Raw genomic sequence first — 18,941 nt, forward strand, 5'->3', positions numbered from 1 at the left:
GTGGTCCAGGACAGGCACACCCACCGCCGGCGTATCGCCGTGATCGGCTCCGGGGTCTCCGGACTGACCGCCGCGCACATCCTGCGCGAGCGGGCCGAGGTCACCCTGCTGGAGGCCGACGACCGCCTGGGCGGCCACGCCCACACCCACCGGCTCACCGGGGAGGACGGCGGCGAGCTCTCCGTGGACAGCGGCTTCATCGTCCACAACCGCCGCACCTACCCCCACCTGGTCCGGCTCTTCGACGAGCTGGGCGTGGAGACCCGGCCCGCCGAGATGAGCCTCTCGGTGTCCTGCGACGGCTGCGGCCTGGAGTACGCGGGTTCGCGCGGAGCCCGCGCCCTGCTGCCCACCGGCTCCCGCGCCGGCGCCGCCCACCTGCGGATGCTCGTCGAGATCCCCCGCTTCCACCGCGCCGCCCGCGCCCTGCTGGCCGCCCCGGACCACGGCCCGGGACCCACCCTGGGGGAGTTCGCCGCCGACGGCTCCCTGAGCCGCCACACCGTGGCGCACTTCCTGGTGCCCCTGGTGTCGGCGGTGTGGTCCTGCCCTCCCGGCACCGCACTGGACTACCCCGCCCGGTACCTGTTCGCCTTCCTGGCGAACCACGGGATGCTCGGCGTCTGGGGCTCCCCCCGGTGGCGGACGGTCGCCGGCGGCTCGCGTTCCTACGTGGAGCGGATCGCCAAGAACCTCGACGCGGTCCGCACCGGGGCACCCGTCCGTTCTCTGGAGCGCCGCCCGGGCGGGGTCCGCCTGCGGGCGGGCGGCGACGTCCTGGAATTCGACGCGGCCGTCGTCGCGGTCCACGCCGACCGGGCGCTGTCCCTGCTGGAGCGGCCCACCCCCGACGAGCGCGCGGTGCTGGGCGCGTTCCGCTACTCCCGCAACCGGACCCTGCTGCACACCGACACCTCCGTGCTGCCCCGCGACCCCGTGGTACGGGCGAGCTGGAACCACCGGCTGCCCTCCTGCGACCCCGACGCCGGGGCCGTCCGCGTCAGCTACGACATGAACCGGCTCCAGCGCCTGCCCGGCCGGCGCCGCCACCTGGTCACCCTCAACGACGACGGGCGCGTCGACCCCCGTCTGGTCCTGGCCGAGATGGACTACGAGCACCCGGTGTACACACCCGCGGCACTGGCCGCGCAGCGCCGCCTGCCCGACCTGAACGACGGGACCGTCGCCTTCGCCGGCGCCCACCACGGCTGGGGCTTCCACGAGGACGGCTGCGCCTCCGGGGTCCGCGCCGCCGAGAGCCTGGGGGTGTCCTGGTGAGCGCCCCCGCGGCGCCCGCCCTCTACGAGGCCGTCGTCCGGCACGTCCGCGCGGCCCCGGTCCGCTCAGCCTTCGCGCACCGGACCTACTACTGGCTGACCGACCTCGACCACCCGCCGCGGCTCCCGTGGCCGCTGCGCCCCCTGGCGGGCTTCGGCCACCGGGCCTCCCGAGCGGACCTGGAGAGGTACCTGGCCGGGGCGGGCGCCCACCTGGACGGAGGGCCGGTCCTCGTCCTCGGCCACGCCCGGGTGCTCGGGTACGCCTTCGACCCGCTGACCGTCTACTGGTGCCACCGCCGCGACGGCACCCTCGCCCGCGTCGTCGCCGAGGTGCACAACACCTACGGCGACCGCCACCGCTACCTCCTCGACGTGGACGCGCGCGGGCGGGCGGAGACCGCCAAGGCCATGTACGTCTCCCCGTTCCACGGGGTCGAGGGGACCTACCGCCTGGCCCTGCCCGAGCCGGGGGAGCGGCTCTCCCTCACCGTCACCCTCCACACCGGCGGGGCGCCGCCCTTCGCCGCCTCGGTGCGGGGCCGCCGCGTCCCGGCCACCCCCGCCTCCCTGCTCCGCCTGGCCCTGCGCCGCCCGCTCGCCCCCCTTGTGGGCGCGGCCCGCATCCGCACCCGGGGCATCGGCCTCTACCTGCGCGGAGTCCCGGTCCACCCGAGGCCGGACCACCACGACACCACCGCACACGAGAAGACAGGTGCACGACCATGACCACCACGACCCCGCCCCCGGCGCCGCCCGCCGCCGTCGACGCACGCCGCTGGCCCGACGTCGCCCGGGTGCCCCGTTCCCGCCTGCGCGCCGCCGCCGCACGCGTCCTGGCCCGCCACGCCGCGCGCCGCGCGGGGGTGCGGATCACCGAGGACCCCGCCGCCGTCCGGGACCCGGGAACCGGCGCCCCCGTCCTGTGCCTGCGCGACCCTGAGGCGTTCCACCGCAGACTGGGCGCGGGCGGGCTCATCGGGCTGGGCGAGTCCTATATGGCGGGCGAGTGGGACTCCCCGGACCCGGTGGCCCTGCTCACCCGGCTGGCCGAGCACTACACGGACCTGGTCCCGCGCCCCCTGCGCCCCCTGCGCCACATCACCCTGCCGCGCCGGGGCCGGGGCGAGCGCAACACCCGGGAGGCGGCCCGCCGCAACATCGGCCACCACTACGACCTGTCCAACGACCTCTTCGCGCTGTTCCTGGACCGCACCATGACGTACTCCGCGGCGCTGTTCGACGGACCCGGCCCGCGCGACCCCGACACCCTGGCGGCCGCCCAGGAGCGCAAGATCGACCGCCTCCTTGACGCCGTGGGAGCCGGTCCCGGCACCACCCTGCTGGAGATCGGCACCGGGTGGGGGTCCCTGGCGCTGAGGGCGGCCCGGCGCGGGGCCCGCGTCACCACCGTCACCCTCTCCGCCGAGCAGCGGGACCTGGCCGTGCGGCGGCTGGCCGAGGCCGGGGCGGACGGCGCCGCCGACGTCCTGCTGCTCGACTACCGCGACGTGGACGGCGAGTACGACGCCGTGGTCAGCGTGGAGATGATCGAGGCCGTCGGCGAGCACTACTGGCCGGCCTACTTCTCCGCCCTGAACCGGCTGGTGCGCCCCGGAGGCCGGGTCGGCATCCAGTCCATCACCATGGACCACCGGCTGATGCGGGCCTCCCGGCACTCCTACACCTGGATGCACAAGTACGTCTTCCCCGGCGGGCTCATCCCCTCCGTGGCCGCCATCGAGCGGCAGGTGCGCGACCGCACGTCCCTACGAGTGGTCGACCGGCACGCGTTCGGCGCGGACTACGCCGACACCCTCCTGGTCTGGAGGCGCTCCTTCGACGCCGCCGCGGACCGGGTGGCCGGGCTCGGCTTCGACCCCGTCTTCCAGCGCATGTGGGACTTCTACCTCGCCTACTGCGAGGCCGGGTTCCGCTCCGGGATCATCGACGTGGAGCAGATCGTCATGGAGCGTGCCGGATGAGCGCCCCCGCCGCCCGCCGCGGCCGGCCGCGCGGTGTCGCCCACTTCCTCGCCCCGGTGCTCGCCGCGTTCTTCGACGGCCGCCCGCCGGTGCGCCTGCGCGCCTGGGACGGCAGCGAGGCCGGTCCGGCCGACGCGCCCGTCGCCGTCCTGCGCGACCGCGACGCCCTGCGGTACGCGGTGACCCGCCCCGGCGAGCTCGGCCTGGCCCGCGCCTACGTCAGCGGCGCCCTGGACGTGGAGGGCGACCTCACCGACGCGCTGCGCCGGGTCGGCGCCGCGGTCCGCCGCCACGGCGCCTCCCCGCCCGGACCCGGCGAGTGGGCGGGGGCGGCCCGTGCCCTGCTGGCCGTGGGCGCCGTCGGCGCCCCGCCGCCGCGCCCGCGCGGCGAGGCCCGGCTCCGGGGGCGCACGCACTCCCGCGAGCGCGACGCGGCCGCCATCTCGCACCACTACGACGCGGGCAACGCCGTCTACTCCCTGCTGCTGGACGAGACCATGGCCTACTCCTGCGCCTACTGGCCCGACGACGACCCCCACGCCACCCTCGCCGACGCCCAGCGCGCCAAGCTCGACCTGGTCTGCCGGGAGCTGGGGCTGCGGGAGGGTGCGCGCCTGCTCGACGTCGGCTGCGGGTGGGGCTCGCTCACCCTGCACGCCGCCCGCCGCTTCGGCGCGCACGTGACCGCGGTGACCCTGTCGGCGGCCCAGCGCGACCACGTCGCCGCACGGGTCCGCGACGAGGGCCTCCACGACCGGGTCGAGGTGGGGCTGCGCCACTACCGCGACATCGACCGGGGCGGGTTCGACGCCGTGGCGGCCATCGAGATGGGCGAGCACGTGGGCCGGGACGAGTACGCGCCGTTCGCCCGGCGGCTGCGGTCCCTGCTGCGGCCGGGGGGCCGGCTGCTGGTCCAGCAGATGTCCCGCGGGGGCGACCACCCCGGCGGCGGCCCGTTCATCGAGCGCTACATCGCCCCCGACATGTACATGCGCCCCCTGGGCGAGACGGTGGGCCTCATCGAGGACGCCGGCCTGGAGGTGACCGGGGTGCGCTCGATGCGCGAGCACTACGTGCGCACCGCCCGCGCGTGGTCGGCGGAGCTGGAGCGGCGCTACGACGACCTGGTGGCGCTGGTGGGGGAGGAGGCCGCGCGGACCTGGCGGCTGTACCTGGCGGGCGGCGCTCTGGCGTTCGAGGAGGGGCGGATGGGCGTCCACCAGATCTCCGCGCGCCGGTCCGGCCCCGGAGGGGGGACGGCGTGAACCCCGCCGCCCTGGCCCTGACCTCGGCCCTGTCCGCGGTGGCGGTGCTCCTGCTCATGCTCGCGGCCTTCGCCGCCGGGCGGCGGCTGGGCCGGCACAGCGTCGTCGACGTCGCCTGGGGGCCGGCGTTCGTCCTCGTGGCGGCGGTCTGCCTGGCCACCGCCACCGGGGACCTGCTGCGCCCCGCGCTGCTGCTCGCCCTGACGGCGGTGTGGGGCACCCGGCTGGCCGTCCACATCGGCCTGCGCTCCCGGGGCTCGGGCGAGGACCCGCGCTACGAGCGCCTGCTCTCCCGCGCCCCTGGGAATCGTGACCTGTACGCGCTGCGTGTCGTGTACCTGCTCCAGGGCGCGCTGGTCTGGCTGGTCTCGCTTCCGCTCCAGCTCGCCGCGCACGCCCCGGGACCGCTCGGCTGGTGGGCGGCGGCGGGCGCCGCCCTGTGGCTGCTCGGATTCGCCTTCGAGACGGCGGGCGACGCCCAGCTGGCCGCCTTCCGCCGCGACCCGGCCAACCGGGGCAGGGTCATGGACCGGGGCCTGTGGGCGTGGACCCGCCACCCCAACTACTTCGGCGACGCCTGCGTGTGGTGGGGGCTGTTCCTCGTCGCGGCCTCGGGCGGTCCCTGGACCCTGCTCGCCCTGCCCGCCCCGCTGGTGATGACCTACCTCCTCACCCGCGGCTCGGGGCAGCGCCTGCTGGACGAGCACATGCGCGGGCGCCCCGGCTGGGCCGAGTACGAGGCCCGCACCAGCGCCTTCGTGCCCCGCCCTCCCCGCCGTCCCTGAACCGCCCGGACCCGCGGACCCCGCGAGGCACCGGTCCCGGAGGGGGAGGCGGTGACGGGAAGAGCGGCGCGGCCGCCCCGGCGGGGCCGGGGCGGCCGCTCCCGGGTCAGACGGTGGGGATCGCCCCGCCGTCCACCCGGATGACCGACCCGGTCACATAGGCCGCCTGCGCGCTCGCCAGGAACGCCGCCACCGCCCCGTACTCCTCGGCCCGGCCGTACCGGCCCACGGGGATCGTCGCCGCGGCCTCGCGCTCGACCTCCTCCACGGTGCGCCCCTCCCGCTCGGCGCGCGCACGGTCCAGGGAGTCCGTGCGGGCGGTGGTGATCCGGCCCGGGACGATGACGTTCACCGTCACCCCGTCCGCGGCCACCTCGCCCGACACCGTCTTGGACCAGGAGTGCAGCGACGCCCGCAGCGTGTTGGACACCCCCAGGTTCGGGATGGGCGCGATCGGCCCGGCCGAGGTGCTCGTGATGACCCGGCCCCAGCCGCGTTCGCGCATCCCGCCGATCACGGCGTCCGTCAGCCGGATCACCGGCAGCACCATCGCCCCGTACATGTCCTCCCACAGGCCGGGCTCCTGGCCCAACGCCGGGGTGGGCGGCGGGCCGCCGGTGTTGTTGACCAGGATGTCCACCGGCCCCAGCCGGTCGCCCACGTACGCGGCCACCTCCTCGGCGCGGCCGTGGTCGGCCAGGTCCCACTCCACCGACAGGGCCGACGTCCCGTGGGCGTCGCAGTCCTCCACGGTCCTGGTCAGCCGTTCCTTGTCGCGCCCGGTCACCGCCACGTTCACGCCCTCGGCCGCCAGGGCCACGGCGATCGCCCGCCCCAGCCCCGAACTCGCCGCCGTCACCAGCGCGGTCTTGCCCGCGATTCCCAGATCCACCTGTTCCGCCTTCCCGGCCCGGTATCGGTCGGGCGCACTCTACCGAGACCGGTGCGCGTACGAAAACGCCCGGACCCCCACGGGTCCGGGCGTCCGACGCGCGGGTCACCCCTCGTGGGGCACCACCACGGCGCGGCCGGAGATCTCCCCGGCCTCCAGCCGCCGGTACGCCTCCAGGGCGTCCTCCATGCCGAACCGCTCCACCTCCGGGCGGATCTGCCCGGCCCGGTACATGTCCACGACCTCCCACAGGTCCTCCACCGTCCCCCAGTAGGTGTTGGTGACGTAGGACTCGTAGGGGTTGGTGAAGAACGAGAACTCGTGGGTGCCGCCCGCGATGCCGACCACCGTCACCCGCCCGCCCTGGGCGACGGTCGCCGTCGCCGTCGCGATCGTCGGGGTGATGCCGACGAAGTCGAACGCCGCGTCCACGCCCCGGCCGCCGGTGATCTCGCGGATCTGCTCCACCTGCCGGTCGCCGCCCGCGACGGTCACCGCGCCGTTCTCCTCCGCCCGGGCCAGGGCCTGGGGCTTGACGTCGGTGGCGATCACCGTCGCCCCGGTCAGCGCCTTGAGGATCTGCACGCCGATCTGCCCCAGCCCGCCCAGGCCGATCACCAGGGCGTGCCGGCCGCCGCCCGCCAGGTGCGGCAGCGCCTGCTTGATCGCGTGGTAGGGCGTGAGCCCGGCGTCCGACAGCGGGGCCGCGTCCACCGGGTCGGCGTCGCCCAGCGGCACCAGGTGGTGCTCGGGGACCGTCAGGAACTCGGCCATGCCGCCGTCGCGGCCCAGGCCCGTGGCCAGATAGGGCATGGTCGCGGCGTTCTCGCAGTAGGTGTCCTGGCCGCGCGCGCACTTGCGGCAGTGGCCGCAGCCGATCGGCCCGTACACGAGGTAGGCGTCGCCGGTCCTGACGCGGTCGCTCACGCCCTCGCCGAGCTCCTCCACCCAGCCCGAGTTCTCGTGCCCCAGCACGAACGGCGGCTTCTGCGCGCCGGGGGAGCCCTCCTTGAAGTGCCGGTAGACGCTCACGTCGGAGTGGCAGGCGCCCGCGCCCGCCACCCGCAGCAGCACCTCGCCCGGGCCCGGCTTCGGCCTCGGGACGTCGGTCAGCGACGGGAACTGCTCGTAGTTCTCGAAGACCACGGCTCGCATCGGGTGTTCTCCTGCCTGTCGGCGGTTCGGCGGGGCCGGGCGCACCGTTGGACACGTCCGGTGGCCGGCCGACCGCTCGACGCTATCAACGCAGGTCACGCCTGTCTGTCAACGGCGATCCCGGAATCGGTCGACACTTCTTGACCCGCGAGGCCCCGGGCGATCCGCCGACGGTGGGCGGCCAGCCGGGAGGTCCGGCCGACGGTCAGCGCGCCGACCGTCCGGCCTCCCCGGCGGTAGACGACCTCCAGACGCCGGTTCGGGAGGTCGTGTTCGAGGACCTCGGCCAGGTCCGCGGCCCGGGGCACCCCCACCGACCGGATGCGCAGCCCGAACTGGTCGGACCAGAAGGACGGGACCCCCGGCTCCCGCGGCGGTGCCCCGCCCAGCAGGGCCGCCGCGGCCGTGGCGGCGTGGTCGACCGCCTCGCTCCAGTGTCCGAGCGCGAGGTGCGCGGGCGCCCCCGGGCCGGGGAAGGGGTGCGGTGCGGCCGCCGCGTCCCCGAGGGCCACGATCCCCGGAACGGGCGAACCGCGGTGGTCCAACACCCTCCTGCGGCCGTCGCACAGCAGCGCTCCGCTGCCCGGGTCCAGGCCGAGCCCGGAGCCGCGCAGCCACGCCGTGTTGGGGCGGGCGCCCAGGGCGAGCACGACGGTGCGGGCCGCCACCCGGGTCCCGTCCGACAGCAGGGCGGTCCCCCGGTGGTCCGGGAGTTCCGCCACGGTGGCGCCCATACGCAGGTCGACCCCCGCGTCGGCCTGCACGGCGGCCATGAAGGACCCGGCCGCCGGGCCGACGGCCGCTTCGAGGGGGGACCCGGCCGGGTCCACCAGAGTGACCGGGAGCCCCATCGACCGGGCCGCCGAGGCGACCTCGCAGCCCAGGAAGCCCCCGCCGGCCACCAGCACGGGCCCTCCCGCGAGCAGGGCCCCGCGCAGCGCGACCGCGTCGCGGCGCCCGCGCAGCAGGTGCACGCCCCGCTCCGGGGGGACGCCCGGGCCGGGCCACGGGGCGGCCGAGGCGCCGGTGGCGATCACCAGCCCGCCGTACCGCAGCGGGGTCCCGTCGTCCAGCACGACGGTGCGGGCGGCCCGGTCCAGCCGGACGGCGGCACGCCCCAGGACCAGGCGCGCGTCCAGGCCGGCGGGGAGCGGGAGTTCGGCGGCGTCCGCCGGCAGCCGCCCGGTCAGCACTTCCTTGGACAGCGGCGGACGGTCGTAGGGGGGATGGGGCTCGTCGCCGACGAGGGTCAGGCCGCCCGCGTACCCCAGGTCGCGCAGGGCGGTCGCGGCCCGCAGCCCGGCCAGGCCGGCCCCGACGACCACGACCGGGTCGGGGCCGCCGCTCATTCCCCGGCCCCCTCGACCGTGATGGCCCGGAGCGGGCAGTCCGCGGCCGCCCGCAGGACGGCGGCGGACCGCCCTGGGGGAGGGGCGGGGTCGTACACGAGGTTCTCGTCGTCGTCGAAGGAGAAGACGTCGGGGGCGGCGAAGACGCAGCGGCCGTTGTCGTCACAGGCGGCGCGGTCGACGTGGATCCTCATCGGGGGTCTCCGTTCGGGGCGGCCGGGGTGACCGGCGGGTTGAACTTGGAGTACAGGGGCGCTCCGGGGGACAGCAGGCCCGCGCCGGGAGTGGACACGGTGCGCTCGACCTCGAACTCGACCTCGCGGTCGGTGCCGTCCCAATGGATGCGCGCGGTGCCGGTGAGCTGGAGGACCGTGCCCGTCCCCCAGTCCGGGAACAGCAGACCCGCCCGCGGCCGCTCCCACAGGTTGCCCAGGGTGTTGAACATGGCGTTGCCGGCGTAGTCGGGCCAGGAGAGCCGGCCGGGGGAGTGGACCCGCACGAACCCCGGGGAGCCGCCGCGGTGGTTGGCGTCGGCGTCGCCCCCGGGGGCCGCGGTGGCGATGAAGAAGGTGTCGGCGGAGCCCACCAGGTCCCTCTGCGCCGGGGTCAGGCGGTCCCCGGCGGCGGGCGTGCCCCGGCGGTCGGCCGGCACCGGGTGCGGGACGCGCTTCTGGATGTACTTGGGGCAGTTGGAGTAGACCTGGTCGGTCGTGACGCGCAGTCCCCCCGGGCGCGGGTGCGCGACCCCGTTGATCCGCATCCGCCGCCGGGTCGCGGGATCGATGGCCAGGATCCCGATACGGGCGGGGGAGCGCCCGAGCGGCCCGTCCAGGGGGTCGCCCGCCCCGGGCAGGGCGTCCACCTCCAGGGTGCGGGGGCCGGAGGCGCGCAGGAATCCGGGCGGTCCGCCGAGCAGCGTGCACCAGGGGTCCCCGCCGCCGTCGACGGCTCCGACCGCCAGCCAGGTCCGCTCGGCGAGGAACACGGCGGCGACGTCGGGGATCTCCGTGCGGATCGCCCCGTCGGAGAAGGCGGCCTGGTCGGCCAGCCCCGCCCGTTCCTGGACGGCGCGCTCGCCGGGGTGGTAGCGGGTTCCCATGGTCCCTCCTGTGGTCCGAGTGATGGGGGCGCGGCCGGTGCGGCGGGCGCCCCGGGGCGCCCGCCGACGGGTGTCCTCTAGAAGAAGCCGCAGGTGGGCGCGGCACCGGAGGGGGCGGGGGCGGCCCCGGCCCCGGAGGGGGCGTAGATCTCCAGGCGGATCCCGTCCGGGTCGTGGAAGAAGATCCCGCCGGAGGCGGCGCCCTCGCCGTGGGGGACCACGCCGTCGTAGGCGAACTCCACGGCCAGGTCCAGCAGCACGCCCTCGGCGGCCCGGACCTCCTCGATGTCCTCCACCTGGAAGGACAGGTGGTGCAGGCCGGAGGAGGCGCGGTCGAAGGGCCCGTCCGCCTGCCGCCACAGGGTGAGGAGCAGCTTCCCCTCCCGTCCGAGGAAGGCGAACTCGCGCCCCTTCTCATCGCCCTCTCCCAGGACCTCGAAGCCGAAGACCCGCACGTAGAAGTCGCGGGAGCGGCCGAGGTCGGTGACGTTCAGGCCCACATGCCCGGTGGTGAGGGCGGTCGGTGCCATGTCGGTTCTCCTTGGTTCGCCGGTCTAACCGTCGAAAGCGAATTTAAGGGTTAGTCGCCGCCGGAGTCAACCTGTAAAATCCATTTAGGTGGTTATCGCAGGTGGCTGGTAGCATCCGGCCACCGCGGGCTCCCGCCACGGGCCCGCCGACGGAGGAAGGGGGTGCGGGACCGGTGCTCGACCGACCGCTCCGGGGCGAACCGCTCGCCATGGACCTGCTCAACACCCGGTGGATCGCGGGCGGGGTCGACCACGACCTCCTCCGGGCCCCCGGCGGCCTGGAGCGGTGGCTCGCCGACAACGGCCTCACCGACCGCTTCCCCGCCGACGAGGCCTTCCTGCCGCCCCTCCTGCGCGTCCGGGCCGTTCTCGCCGAGCTCGTGGCCGAACCCGGATCCCCCGCGGCGGCCGCCGGGCTCAACGAGGCCCTGGCCCACGGCAGCGTGCGCCGGCTCCTGGGCCCCCAGGGCCCCGACACCGCCGTCGACCTCGACGACCCCTCCTGGGGGCCCGCCTGGGCCGCGGCGGCCGACTACCTCGACCTGCTCCGGGCCCCCGACCGCATCCGCCGCTGCGGCCACCCCGACTGTGTTCTGTACTTCTTCGACACCTCCAAGAACGGCACCCGCCGCTGGTGCTCCATGGCGGGGTGCGGCAACCGCGCCAAGGCCGCCCGCCACCAGGCCCGGGCCCGGGCGGACCGCCCGGCCTGACCGGCCCCCGCGGGTGCGGGCGGAGATCCGCCGGTGCGGCGCGATGAGTTCCCCGGCCCTCCCGGGTCCGTACGTGTGAACGATCCCGTCCGGACCGGAGGACCCCGTGACCGAACCCGAACCCGCCGCTCCCGCACCCGCGGCCCGCCCCGACCGGCGGGCCCTGTTCGGCCTGGCCGTACTGGCCCTGCCCACCCTGCTGCTCTCGATCGACATGAGCGTCCTGTACCTGGCGCTGCCCCACCTGGCCGCCGACCTGGCCCCCACCGGGCCGCAGCTGCTGTGGGCGGTGGACGCCTACGGCTTCATGGTCGCCGGGTTCCTCGTCACCATGGGCACCCTGGGCGACCGCATCGGCCGCCGCCGGCTCCTGCTCATCGGCGCCGCCGCCTTCGGCGCGGCCTCCGCCGTCGCCGCGTTCGCGCCCACCATCGAGGTCCTCATCGCCACCCGCGCCCTCATGGGCGTCGCCGGGGCCACCCTCATGCCCTCCACCCTCGGCCTCATCGGCGGCATGTTCCCCGACCCGCGCCACCGGGCCGCCGCCATCGCCGTCTGGAGCGCCTGCTTCATGGGCGGCACCGCCATCGGCCCCATGGTCGGCGGGGTGCTCCTGCACTGGTTCTGGTGGGGGTCGGTGTTCCTGCTCGGGGTGCCCGTGATGTTGCTGCTCCTGGTGTGCGGGCCGCTGCTGCTGCCCGAACAGCGCGCCGACCACCCCGGCCGCCTCGACCTCACCAGCGTCGCCCTGTCCCTGGCCGCCGTGCTGCCCGTGGTCCACGGCCTCAAGACGCTCGCCGACGGCCACGCCCCGGCCGTCCCCCTGCTCACCGTCGCCGCCGGACTGGCCGCGGGGACGCTGTTCGTCCGCCGCCAGCTCCGCCTGGACGACCCGCTGCTGGACCTGCGCCTGTTCCGCGCGCCCGCCTTCGGCGCCGCCCTGGCCGTGATGGCGGCCGGGGCCCTGGCCATGGGCGGGACCTTCCTGCTCATCAGCCAGTACTTCCAGCTCGTCGCCGGGTACCCGCCGCTCACCGCCGGACTGTGGCTGGTGCCCCCGTCGCTGGCGATGATCGCCGCCACCCTGGCGGCCCCGCCCCTGGCCGCCCGGATCGGCCGCGCCACCGTGATCGGCGGCGGCATGTTCGTCACCGCGGCCGGGTTCGCCGTGCTGGCCCTGGCGCCCGCCCAGGACGGGGCGCTCCCCGTCATGGCCGGGCTGCTGCTCGCCTCGGTCGGGCTGGGCCCCGGCGCCGCCCTGGTCGCCGACATCGTCATCGGCTCGGCCCCCGCCGAACGCGCCGGAGCCGCCGCCTCCATGTCCGAGACCAGCGGCGAACTCGGCATCGCCCTGGGCATCGCGCTCATCGGCAGCCTCTCCGCCGCCGTCTACCGCGCCGGGGTCACCCTGCCCGAGGGGGTGCCCGACGCGGCCGCGGGCTCCCTGGCCCAGGCCGTCGACATCGCCCGCACCCTGCCCGACGACCTCGCCGCGGCCCTGCTCGGCCCGGCCCGCGAGGCGTTCACCGCCGGGCTCAACCTGGCCGGGGGCATCGGCGCCGCCGCCATGGCCGTCTTCGGCGCGGCCGCCCTGGTCCTGCTGCGCATCCCGGAGAAACCCGCCGCACCCGATGAGTCCCGGGCCCCGGACGGGTCGGTACGGGTGAACGACTAGGACCCGCTCGCACACTTCCCGGGAGAGACCATGGCCAACCTCGACAGCATGCTGCTCGCCAGCACCGACCCCGACCGCCTGCACGACTGGTACGCCGCCGCCCTGGAGCCCGACTCCGACGACGACGTCGACTCCTACCGGGTGCTGCGGTTCGGCCACTTCCACCTGCTCATCGACCGCCGCGACGACGTCGGCCCCGAGGCCGCCGACGCCGCCCGCATGATCATCAACTTCGACGTGGACGACGCCCGCGCCGTCGCCGCACGCATGGACGGGCTGGGCACCTCGTGGATCGCGCCGCTGGAGGACCGCGGCGGCAGCCTGTTCGCCACCGCCGCCGACCCCGACGGCAACTACGTCCAGATCATCCAGCTCGGCGAAGCGGACCGCGCGGCCATGGCCGCGACCGAGATCGATTCCTAGGAGGGGACATGTTCGACGGCAGCCGGGCCTTCGGGTCCTTCGCGGTGCCGGACACCGCAAAGGCGCGCGAGTTCTACGGCGGGACCCTGGGACTGGACGTGCAGCCGGTCGAGGGCATGGAGGAGGAGGGGCTCGTCCGGATCGGCCTGGGCGACGGGCGGGCGATCCTCGTCTACCCCAAGCCCGACCACGTGCCCGCCACCTACACGGTCCTCAACCTGGTCGTGGACGACATCGGGGCCGCGGTGGACGAACTGGCCCGCCGCGGTGTGCGGACCCTGCGCTACGAGGGGTTCGACCAGGACGAGAAGGGGATCGCGCACGGCACGCCCTCGGTCGCGTGGTTCACCGACCCGGCCGGGAACGTGGTTTCTGTCATACAGGAGGCGTAGCGTGTCGGTCGTGGTGGAACAGACGACCGACCAGGACTTCGCCAGGCTCGCCGACCCCTACCGGCGCGAGCTGTACGCCCACTGCTACCGGATGCTCGGCTCGGTGCACGACGCCGAGGACCTGGTGCAGGAGACGTACCTGCGCGCGTGGAAGGCCTACGACGGCTTCGAGGGCCGGTCGAGCCTGCGCACCTGGCTGCACCGCATCGCCACCACGGCCTGCCTCACCGCACTGGAGCGCCGTCGGCGGCGGCCCCTGCCCACCGGGCTGGGCGGGCCCGCCGCCGACCCGTCGGCCGAGCTGGCCTACGGCCCCGAGGTGCCCTGGCTGGAGCCGGTGCCCGACTCCCTGGTCGGCGCTGACGACCCGGGCAGCGTGGTCGCCGCCCGCACCGGGGTGCGCCTGGCCCTGGTGGCCGCGCTCCAGTACCTCCAGCCGCGCCAGCGCGCCGTGCTGGTCCTGCGCGACGTGCTGCGGCTGTCCGCCGCCGAGGTCGCCGACATCCTGGAGACCTCCGTCCCGGCGGTCAACAGCCTGCTCCAGCGGGCCCGGGCGCAGCTGTCGCGCAACGCCCCGGTGGAGGAGGAGATCGTCGAGCCGGCCGAGGCCAAGGCGATCCTGGCCCGCTACGTGGCGGCGTTCGAGACCTACGACGTATCGGCCATCACCGCCGTGTTCACCGAGGACGCGGTGTTCGAGATGCCGCCGTTCCGCACCTGGGTCCAGGGGGCCGCGCACATCGCGGAGCTGATCTCCGTGCACTGCCCGGCCTCGGCCGCGGGCGACATGGTGCTGGTGCCGGTCGAGGCCAACGGGCAGGCCGGGTTCGGGCTGTACATGCGCGACGGGGAGGGCGTGCACCGGGCGTTCGGGCTCAAGGTGCTGGACCTGGCGCCCGGCGGCGTGCGGCACGCGGCGATGTTCTTCGACACCTCGCTCTTCCGGCGCTTCGGCCTGCCCGAACACCTCTGAGCCCGGGGCCTCCCGGCCGCCCCGGATCCGGGACCGTTCTGTGCGCATATCGGACTTGACGTGGCGAAGGCGGCGGATGTAGCTTCCTGGAAACGTTTCCAGTGTGGCCTGCGTCTCCCTGCGGCCCGCCTGGAAACGTTTTCACTCTCCTCGGCGGATCGTGACTGGAGCTTCGATGACCTCTTCACGGGCCACCCTGATCCAGGTGGCGGAACGGGCGGGGGTCTCCCTGGCCTCCACCTCCCGTGCGCTGCACGGGAGCGGCGCCAGCGCCGCCATGGTCGAACGGGTGCGCGCGGCGGCCGAGGAGCTCGGCTACAGCCCCGACGCGATCGGGCGCTCGCTGCGCATGAAGAAGACCTTCCAGATCGCCTTCGCCGTCGCCGACATCGGCAACCCGGTCTACGTCGAGATGATGACCGCGATCCACGAGGTGCTCGCCCCGCACGGGTACCGCGTGGTCGTCATGTCCACCGGCGGCACCACGGAGTCCACCACCGAGCTGGTCCGCAGCCTCAGCGGCGGGTTCGTCGACGGGATGATCCTCGTGCCCCTGCGCACCGACGACCGGCTCATCGACGCCCTCCAGCAGCGCGACGTGCCCGTGGTCGTCGTCGGCCGCCAGCTCGACGCCCACGGCATCGACTCGGTCTCCACAGACTCCGCCGCCGGTATCGGCCAGGCGGTCCTGCACCTGCGCAGGATCGGCCGCCGCCGCATCGGCTTCCTCAACGGCCCCCTGGACACCACCCCCGGCGAGGCCCGCCAGCGCGGCTTCGACATGGCCACCGCCGACGACGAGGACGCCCCGCGCCCCGCCGTCGAGGTGGCCGGGGACTTCACCGTCGCCGCGGGCGTGGTCGCGGCCCGGCGCCTGCTGGACGGCGCCGCCGAGGCCGGGGACCCCCTCGACGCGGTGGTCGCCGCCAACGACCTGCTGGCGATCGCCGCCATCCGCGCCGCCCGGGAGCGGGGCCTGTCGGTCCCCGAGGACCTCGCCGTGACCGGCATGGACGACACGGAGTTCGGACGGGTCTTCCAGCCGACCCTGACCAGCGTCTCCCTGGGCTCGGCCGAACGCGGCCGCTCCGCCGCCCGGATCATGCTCGACCTGGCCGAGGGCCGCGAGGAGGGCACCCGGCAGATCCGGGTGGGCCCCCGGCTCATCGTCCGCGAGTCGACCTCCGTCACCGGCACCGGTGCCGCCGAAGCCCCCGGGACCGCCGGGAACCGCGGGACCGCCGACACCGAGGGGGACTCGTGAGGACCCCCGCACCGACCGCCTCCGGCGGCACCCGCACCCGGCCCGGCCCGGCCGGGCGCCGCCCGGCGCCGCGCCCCGGCGGCATGGCCCGCGCCCGCCGCCGCGAGGCGGCCGCCCTGGTCATGCCCTCGCTGCTGCCGATCCTCGTGCTCAGCGTCGCCCCGCTGGTCGTCGGCCTCGGCCTGGCCTTCACCGACGCCCGCCTCGTGCGCAGGCCCGACTACGACCCGGTCGGCTTCGACAACTTCGTGCGCCTGCTGGACAACGGCTTCTTCTGGGAGTCGTTCCGCATCGGCATGGTGTGGGCCGTGTCGGTGACCCTGCTCCAGCTCGCCGCCGGGATGGGCCTGGCCCTGCTGCTCGACTCCGGGCTGCGACTCCAGGGGCTCACCCGGGTCCTGGCGCTCATCCCCTGGGCGATGCCGCCGGTCGTCGTGGCGATCATGTGGCAGATGATCTACTCGCCCAACGCCGGCCCCCTCAACGCGGCCCTGGGCGCGATCGGACTGCCCGACGACATCAACTGGCTGGCGGACTTCTCCACGGCGCTGCCCGCCGTCATCGTCGTCGGGGTCTGGGTCGGCATGCCGCAGACCACCGTCACCCTGCTCGCCGGGCTCCAGCAGATCCCGGGCGAGCTGTACGAGGCCGCTGCCATGGACGGCGCCGGCCCCTGGCGCCGCTTCACCGGGGTGACCCTGCCGAGCCTGCGCCCCATCATCGCCTCCATCACCTCGCTGAACTTCATCTGGAACTTCAACTCGTTCTCGCTGGTGTACGTGCTCACCGAGGGCGGGCCCGGCGGCCGGACCATGCTGCCGATGCTGTTCACGTACCTGGAGGCGTTCAAGAACCGCAACATCGGCTACGCCGCGGCCATGGGCGTGGTGCTCGTCGTCGTGGTGGTCCTGCTGCTGGCCCTCTACCTGTGGTCGCAGTTCCGCGAAGACCGCGAAGGCAAGGTGGGCTGACCCGTGCGACCCCTCGTCCGTCCCGCCCAGTACCTCGCCCTGGCCGCGTACATCGTCTTCCTGGGCTTCCCGCTGCTGTGGCTGATCTCGGCGTCGCTGAAGTCGTCCGCCGAGCTCAACTCGCTCACCGTGTCCCTGCTGCCCGGCGAATGGCGCTGGGACAACTACGCCCGGGCCCTGGAACGCCAGGGGCTGGTCCGCTCCGCGGGCAACAGCCTGCTGGTCGCCCTGGCCTCCACGGGCCTGGTCGTCCTCATCGCCCTGCCCGCGTCCTACGTCCTGGCCCGGCTCAAGGGCGCGGTCCGCGGCGCGGGGGTGGGCTGGATCCTGGTCAGCCAGGTCTTCCCGGTCATCCTCATCATCCTGCCGCTGTTCCTGATCCTGCGGACCCTGGGCCTCACCGACAGCCTGGGCGGCCTGATCCTGGTCCACACGACCTACACGCTGCCGTTCGCGCTGTGGATGCTCCAGGGGTACGTGTCCGCGATCCCCGTCGACCTGGAGGAGGCGGGCTCCGTGGACGGGGCCGGACGCCTGGACGTGCTGCGGCTGGTCGTCCTGCCCCTGCTGGTCCCGGGGGTCGCCGCCACGGCCATGTTCGCGTTCGTGTCCTCCTGGAACGAGTTCTTCTTCGCCCTCGTGCTGCTCCAGTCGCCGGAGAACTACACCCTGCCCATCACGCTGAAGATGTTCATCGGCGGCGAGGGCAAGGTGGCGCTGGGGCCGCTGGCCGCGGGATCGGTGCTGGCCGCCGTCCCGAGCATCGTCTTCTTCTCCCTCATGCAGCGGAAACTCACCGGCGGGCTGATGGCCGGCGCCGTCAAGGGCTGACCCCGCGCGGATTCCGCCGCACCCACCCCCGAGGAAAGGAACCCCCGAATGAACACCCGAGCCGCGTCCATCGCCGCCGTCCCGGCCGCGATGCTGCTCCTCACCGCCTGCGGAGGAGGGGACGGGGGCGACGGCGGGCCGGTGACGCTCCAGTTCCAGTCGCTCTCCGACCAGCCCGCCGCCATCGAGGCCACCGAGAACATCGTCCGGGAATGGAACGAGGCGAACCCCGACGTCCAGGTCGAGATCGTCCCCGCGGGCTGGGACGGGATCTACGACAAGCTGATCACCCAGTTCAACGGCGGCGCCGCGCCGGACATCATCCACTACGAGGCCGCCGGGATCGTCCCCTTCGCGGTGGACGGCTACCTCGCCGACCTGTCGGACCACATGTCCGACGCGACCCGCGTGGACATCCCCGCCGGCGTCCTGGACGCGGTGACGGTCGACGGGCAAATCGTCGCCTACCCGACCGAGATGCAGTCCTACGTGGTCTTCGCCAACCGCGGCATCCTGGAGGAGGCCGGGGTGGAGGTCCCCGCGGGGGAGACCATGACCTGGGACGAGCTGCGCGAGATCGCGCAGAAGACGACCTCCGGCGACCGGTACGGCCTGGGCTGGGGGCTGGGCAGCCCCACCGCCGTGTTCATGTCCATGGCCCCGTCGTTCGGCGGCACGTTCTTCGACGGCACCGGCGCCGACGCCGAACTGGTGCTGGGGGAGGGCGAGATGGCCCTGCCCGAACTGGTCGGGACCATGGCGCACGAGGACAGGACCATGCTCCCGGTCGGCCTCTCCCAGTCCGGCTCCGAGGTGCTCGCCTCCTTCTACGCCGGCGAGGTGGCCATGACGGTCCAGGGCTCCTTCCAGGCGACCAACATCGCCGCCGACGCCCCCGAGGACCTCGACTGGGTGGTGCTGCCCCCGCTGGAGGGCCCCGCGGGCCCCTGGCAGACGGCCAACCCGCAGACGCTGTCGGTCAACGTCGACTCCGAGCACGTCGAGGAGGCCGCGCGGTTCCTGGAGTTCTTCACCTCGACCGAGAACCTCGCGGTGCTGAACGAGGCCGACTCCCTCATCCCGGCCACCGTGTCCGCGCGCGAGGCCATGGCCTCCTCCCTGGACGACCAGCCCGGCTGGGAGCAGATCCTCGCCTCGGCCGACTACCTGGAGTCCTCCCCGTTCCTGTTCGTGGACTCCTACGCACAGTGGAAGGACACCGTGGCCACCCCCGCCTACCAGCGCTTCCTCGCCCAGGAGACGGACTCCGACCAGATGCGCGCCGAACTCCAGGAGGGGTGGGAGGAGATCACGGGATAGCGGTCGGGCGGGGACGGAGAGTCGAGAGCCGAGGACGAAGGG

The 18,941-nt window shown here is 74.8% G+C and carries 20 protein-coding genes; 14 read left to right on the top strand and 6 right to left on the bottom strand.

Going from position 1 to position 18,941, the window contains the following annotated elements:
* The 5 genes from ACFVNO_RS04965 to ACFVNO_RS04985 are packed head-to-tail and all read left to right on the top strand — an operon-like array spanning position 1 to position 5,312.
* Positions 1–1,278: an FAD-dependent oxidoreductase gene (locus ACFVNO_RS04965; RefSeq protein WP_355255730.1), complete on the top strand. Its 1,278-nt coding sequence runs from the start codon at positions 1–3 to the stop codon at positions 1,276–1,278.
* Positions 1,275–2,006, top strand: a complete 732-nt coding sequence (locus ACFVNO_RS04970; RefSeq protein ID WP_378889449.1) for a DUF1365 domain-containing protein — start codon at positions 1,275–1,277, stop codon at positions 2,004–2,006. Before ACFVNO_RS04965 ends, ACFVNO_RS04970 begins: the two co-directional genes overlap by 4 nt.
* Complete coding sequence (locus ACFVNO_RS04975) at positions 2,003–3,262, top strand: cyclopropane-fatty-acyl-phospholipid synthase family protein (protein WP_355255725.1); 1,260 nt, start codon at positions 2,003–2,005, stop codon at positions 3,260–3,262. The genes ACFVNO_RS04970 and ACFVNO_RS04975 overlap by 4 nt, the downstream gene beginning before the upstream one ends.
* Positions 3,259–4,527 (top strand): class I SAM-dependent methyltransferase, encoded by a 1,269-nt coding sequence (locus ACFVNO_RS04980; RefSeq protein ID WP_378889453.1) that lies wholly within the window; start codon positions 3,259–3,261, stop codon positions 4,525–4,527. The genes ACFVNO_RS04975 and ACFVNO_RS04980 overlap by 4 nt, the downstream gene beginning before the upstream one ends.
* A 56-nt stretch (positions 4,528–4,583) precedes the next feature.
* Positions 4,584–5,312, top strand: coding sequence for a DUF1295 domain-containing protein (locus ACFVNO_RS04985; RefSeq protein WP_378889978.1), 729 nt, complete (start codon positions 4,584–4,586; stop codon positions 5,310–5,312).
* A gap of 106 nt (positions 5,313–5,418) precedes the next feature.
* On the opposite strand, the gene ACFVNO_RS04990 is transcribed toward ACFVNO_RS04985, so the two are convergent.
* From ACFVNO_RS04990 to ACFVNO_RS05015, 6 genes are all read right to left on the bottom strand, one after another.
* The gene (locus ACFVNO_RS04990; RefSeq protein ID WP_355255717.1) at positions 5,419–6,204 is read right to left on the bottom strand and encodes an SDR family oxidoreductase; all 786 of its coding nucleotides are present in this window, start codon (positions 6,202–6,204) and stop codon (positions 5,419–5,421) included.
* 105 nt (positions 6,205–6,309) lie between these two features.
* Complete coding sequence (locus ACFVNO_RS04995; RefSeq protein ID WP_355255714.1) at positions 6,310–7,359, bottom strand: NAD(P)-dependent alcohol dehydrogenase; 1,050 nt, start codon at positions 7,357–7,359, stop codon at positions 6,310–6,312.
* 95 nt (positions 7,360–7,454) lie between these two features.
* The gene (locus ACFVNO_RS05000) at positions 7,455–8,708 is read right to left on the bottom strand and encodes an NAD(P)/FAD-dependent oxidoreductase (RefSeq protein ID WP_378889458.1); all 1,254 of its coding nucleotides are present in this window, start codon (positions 8,706–8,708) and stop codon (positions 7,455–7,457) included.
* Complete coding sequence (locus tag ACFVNO_RS05005) at positions 8,705–8,902, bottom strand: ferredoxin (RefSeq protein WP_355255708.1); 198 nt, start codon at positions 8,900–8,902, stop codon at positions 8,705–8,707. The genes ACFVNO_RS05000 and ACFVNO_RS05005 overlap by 4 nt, the downstream gene beginning before the upstream one ends.
* Positions 8,899–9,807 (bottom strand): pyridoxamine 5'-phosphate oxidase family protein, encoded by a 909-nt coding sequence (locus ACFVNO_RS05010; protein WP_378889461.1) that lies wholly within the window; start codon positions 9,805–9,807, stop codon positions 8,899–8,901. The genes ACFVNO_RS05005 and ACFVNO_RS05010 overlap by 4 nt, the downstream gene beginning before the upstream one ends.
* Before the next feature lie 77 nt (positions 9,808–9,884).
* Positions 9,885–10,337, bottom strand: a complete 453-nt coding sequence (locus ACFVNO_RS05015; protein ID WP_355255702.1) for a VOC family protein — start codon at positions 10,335–10,337, stop codon at positions 9,885–9,887.
* A 173-nt stretch (positions 10,338–10,510) separates the two neighbouring features.
* Here ACFVNO_RS05015 and ACFVNO_RS05020 point away from each other — a divergent pair, with 173 nt between their 5' ends.
* From ACFVNO_RS05020 to ACFVNO_RS05060, 9 genes are all read left to right on the top strand, one after another.
* Complete coding sequence (locus ACFVNO_RS05020; protein ID WP_355255699.1) at positions 10,511–11,050, top strand: CGNR zinc finger domain-containing protein; 540 nt, start codon at positions 10,511–10,513, stop codon at positions 11,048–11,050.
* 106 nt (positions 11,051–11,156) lie between these two features.
* Entirely contained in the window at positions 11,157–12,725 is a 1,569-nt protein-coding gene (locus ACFVNO_RS05025; RefSeq protein WP_378889465.1) for an MFS transporter, read from the top strand.
* A 30-nt stretch (positions 12,726–12,755) separates the two neighbouring features.
* Entirely contained in the window at positions 12,756–13,148 is a 393-nt protein-coding gene (locus ACFVNO_RS05030) for a VOC family protein (RefSeq protein ID WP_355255696.1), read from the top strand.
* Positions 13,149–13,156: 8 nt separating this feature from the next.
* Positions 13,157–13,540: a VOC family protein gene (locus tag ACFVNO_RS05035; RefSeq protein ID WP_378889469.1), complete on the top strand. Its 384-nt coding sequence runs from the start codon at positions 13,157–13,159 to the stop codon at positions 13,538–13,540.
* A 1-nt stretch (position 13,541) separates the two neighbouring features.
* Positions 13,542–14,513, top strand: a complete 972-nt coding sequence (locus tag ACFVNO_RS05040) for a sigma-70 family RNA polymerase sigma factor (protein WP_378889472.1) — start codon at positions 13,542–13,544, stop codon at positions 14,511–14,513.
* Between the two features lie 175 nt (positions 14,514–14,688).
* Complete coding sequence (locus tag ACFVNO_RS05045) at positions 14,689–15,777, top strand: LacI family DNA-binding transcriptional regulator (RefSeq protein WP_355255687.1); 1,089 nt, start codon at positions 14,689–14,691, stop codon at positions 15,775–15,777.
* Positions 15,774–16,748 (top strand): sugar ABC transporter permease, encoded by a 975-nt coding sequence (locus ACFVNO_RS05050; protein ID WP_355255684.1) that lies wholly within the window; start codon positions 15,774–15,776, stop codon positions 16,746–16,748. The genes ACFVNO_RS05045 and ACFVNO_RS05050 overlap by 4 nt, the downstream gene beginning before the upstream one ends.
* A 3-nt stretch (positions 16,749–16,751) precedes the next feature.
* On the top strand, positions 16,752–17,579 hold the full coding sequence (locus tag ACFVNO_RS05055) for a carbohydrate ABC transporter permease (protein WP_355255681.1): 828 nt from the start codon (positions 16,752–16,754) through the stop codon (positions 17,577–17,579).
* Positions 17,580–17,627: 48 nt separating this feature from the next.
* Positions 17,628–18,899, top strand: coding sequence for an ABC transporter substrate-binding protein (locus tag ACFVNO_RS05060; RefSeq protein WP_378889477.1), 1,272 nt, complete (start codon positions 17,628–17,630; stop codon positions 18,897–18,899).
* The last annotated feature ends 42 nt before the right edge of the window (positions 18,900–18,941 follow it).

It is taken from the genome of Nocardiopsis sp. NPDC057823 (assembly GCF_042797335.1).
GTDB lineage: Bacteria > Actinomycetota > Actinomycetes > Streptosporangiales > Streptosporangiaceae > Nocardiopsis > Nocardiopsis changdeensis.

Coding starts and splice junctions, on each gene's coding strand:
- ACFVNO_RS04975 (WP_355255725.1), top strand. CDS start 2,003: ATGACCACCACGACCCCGCCCCCGGCGCCGCCCGCCGCCGTCGACGCA.
- ACFVNO_RS04980 (WP_378889453.1), top strand. CDS start 3,259: ATGAGCGCCCCCGCCGCCCGCCGCGGCCGGCCGCGCGGTGTCGCCCAC.
- ACFVNO_RS04985 (WP_378889978.1), top strand. CDS start 4,584: ATGCTCGCGGCCTTCGCCGCCGGGCGGCGGCTGGGCCGGCACAGCGTC.
- ACFVNO_RS04995 (WP_355255714.1), bottom strand. CDS start 7,359: ATGCGAGCCGTGGTCTTCGAGAACTACGAGCAGTTCCCGTCGCTGACC.
- ACFVNO_RS05000 (WP_378889458.1), bottom strand. CDS start 8,708: ATGAGCGGCGGCCCCGACCCGGTCGTGGTCGTCGGGGCCGGCCTGGCC.
- ACFVNO_RS05005 (WP_355255708.1), bottom strand. CDS start 8,902: ATGAGGATCCACGTCGACCGCGCCGCCTGTGACGACAACGGCCGCTGC.
- ACFVNO_RS05010 (WP_378889461.1), bottom strand. CDS start 9,807: ATGGGAACCCGCTACCACCCCGGCGAGCGCGCCGTCCAGGAACGGGCG.
- ACFVNO_RS05015 (WP_355255702.1), bottom strand. CDS start 10,337: ATGGCACCGACCGCCCTCACCACCGGGCATGTGGGCCTGAACGTCACC.
- ACFVNO_RS05030 (WP_355255696.1), top strand. CDS start 12,756: ATGGCCAACCTCGACAGCATGCTGCTCGCCAGCACCGACCCCGACCGC.
- ACFVNO_RS05035 (WP_378889469.1), top strand. CDS start 13,157: ATGTTCGACGGCAGCCGGGCCTTCGGGTCCTTCGCGGTGCCGGACACC.
- ACFVNO_RS05045 (WP_355255687.1), top strand. CDS start 14,689: ATGACCTCTTCACGGGCCACCCTGATCCAGGTGGCGGAACGGGCGGGG.
- ACFVNO_RS05060 (WP_378889477.1), top strand. CDS start 17,628: ATGAACACCCGAGCCGCGTCCATCGCCGCCGTCCCGGCCGCGATGCTG.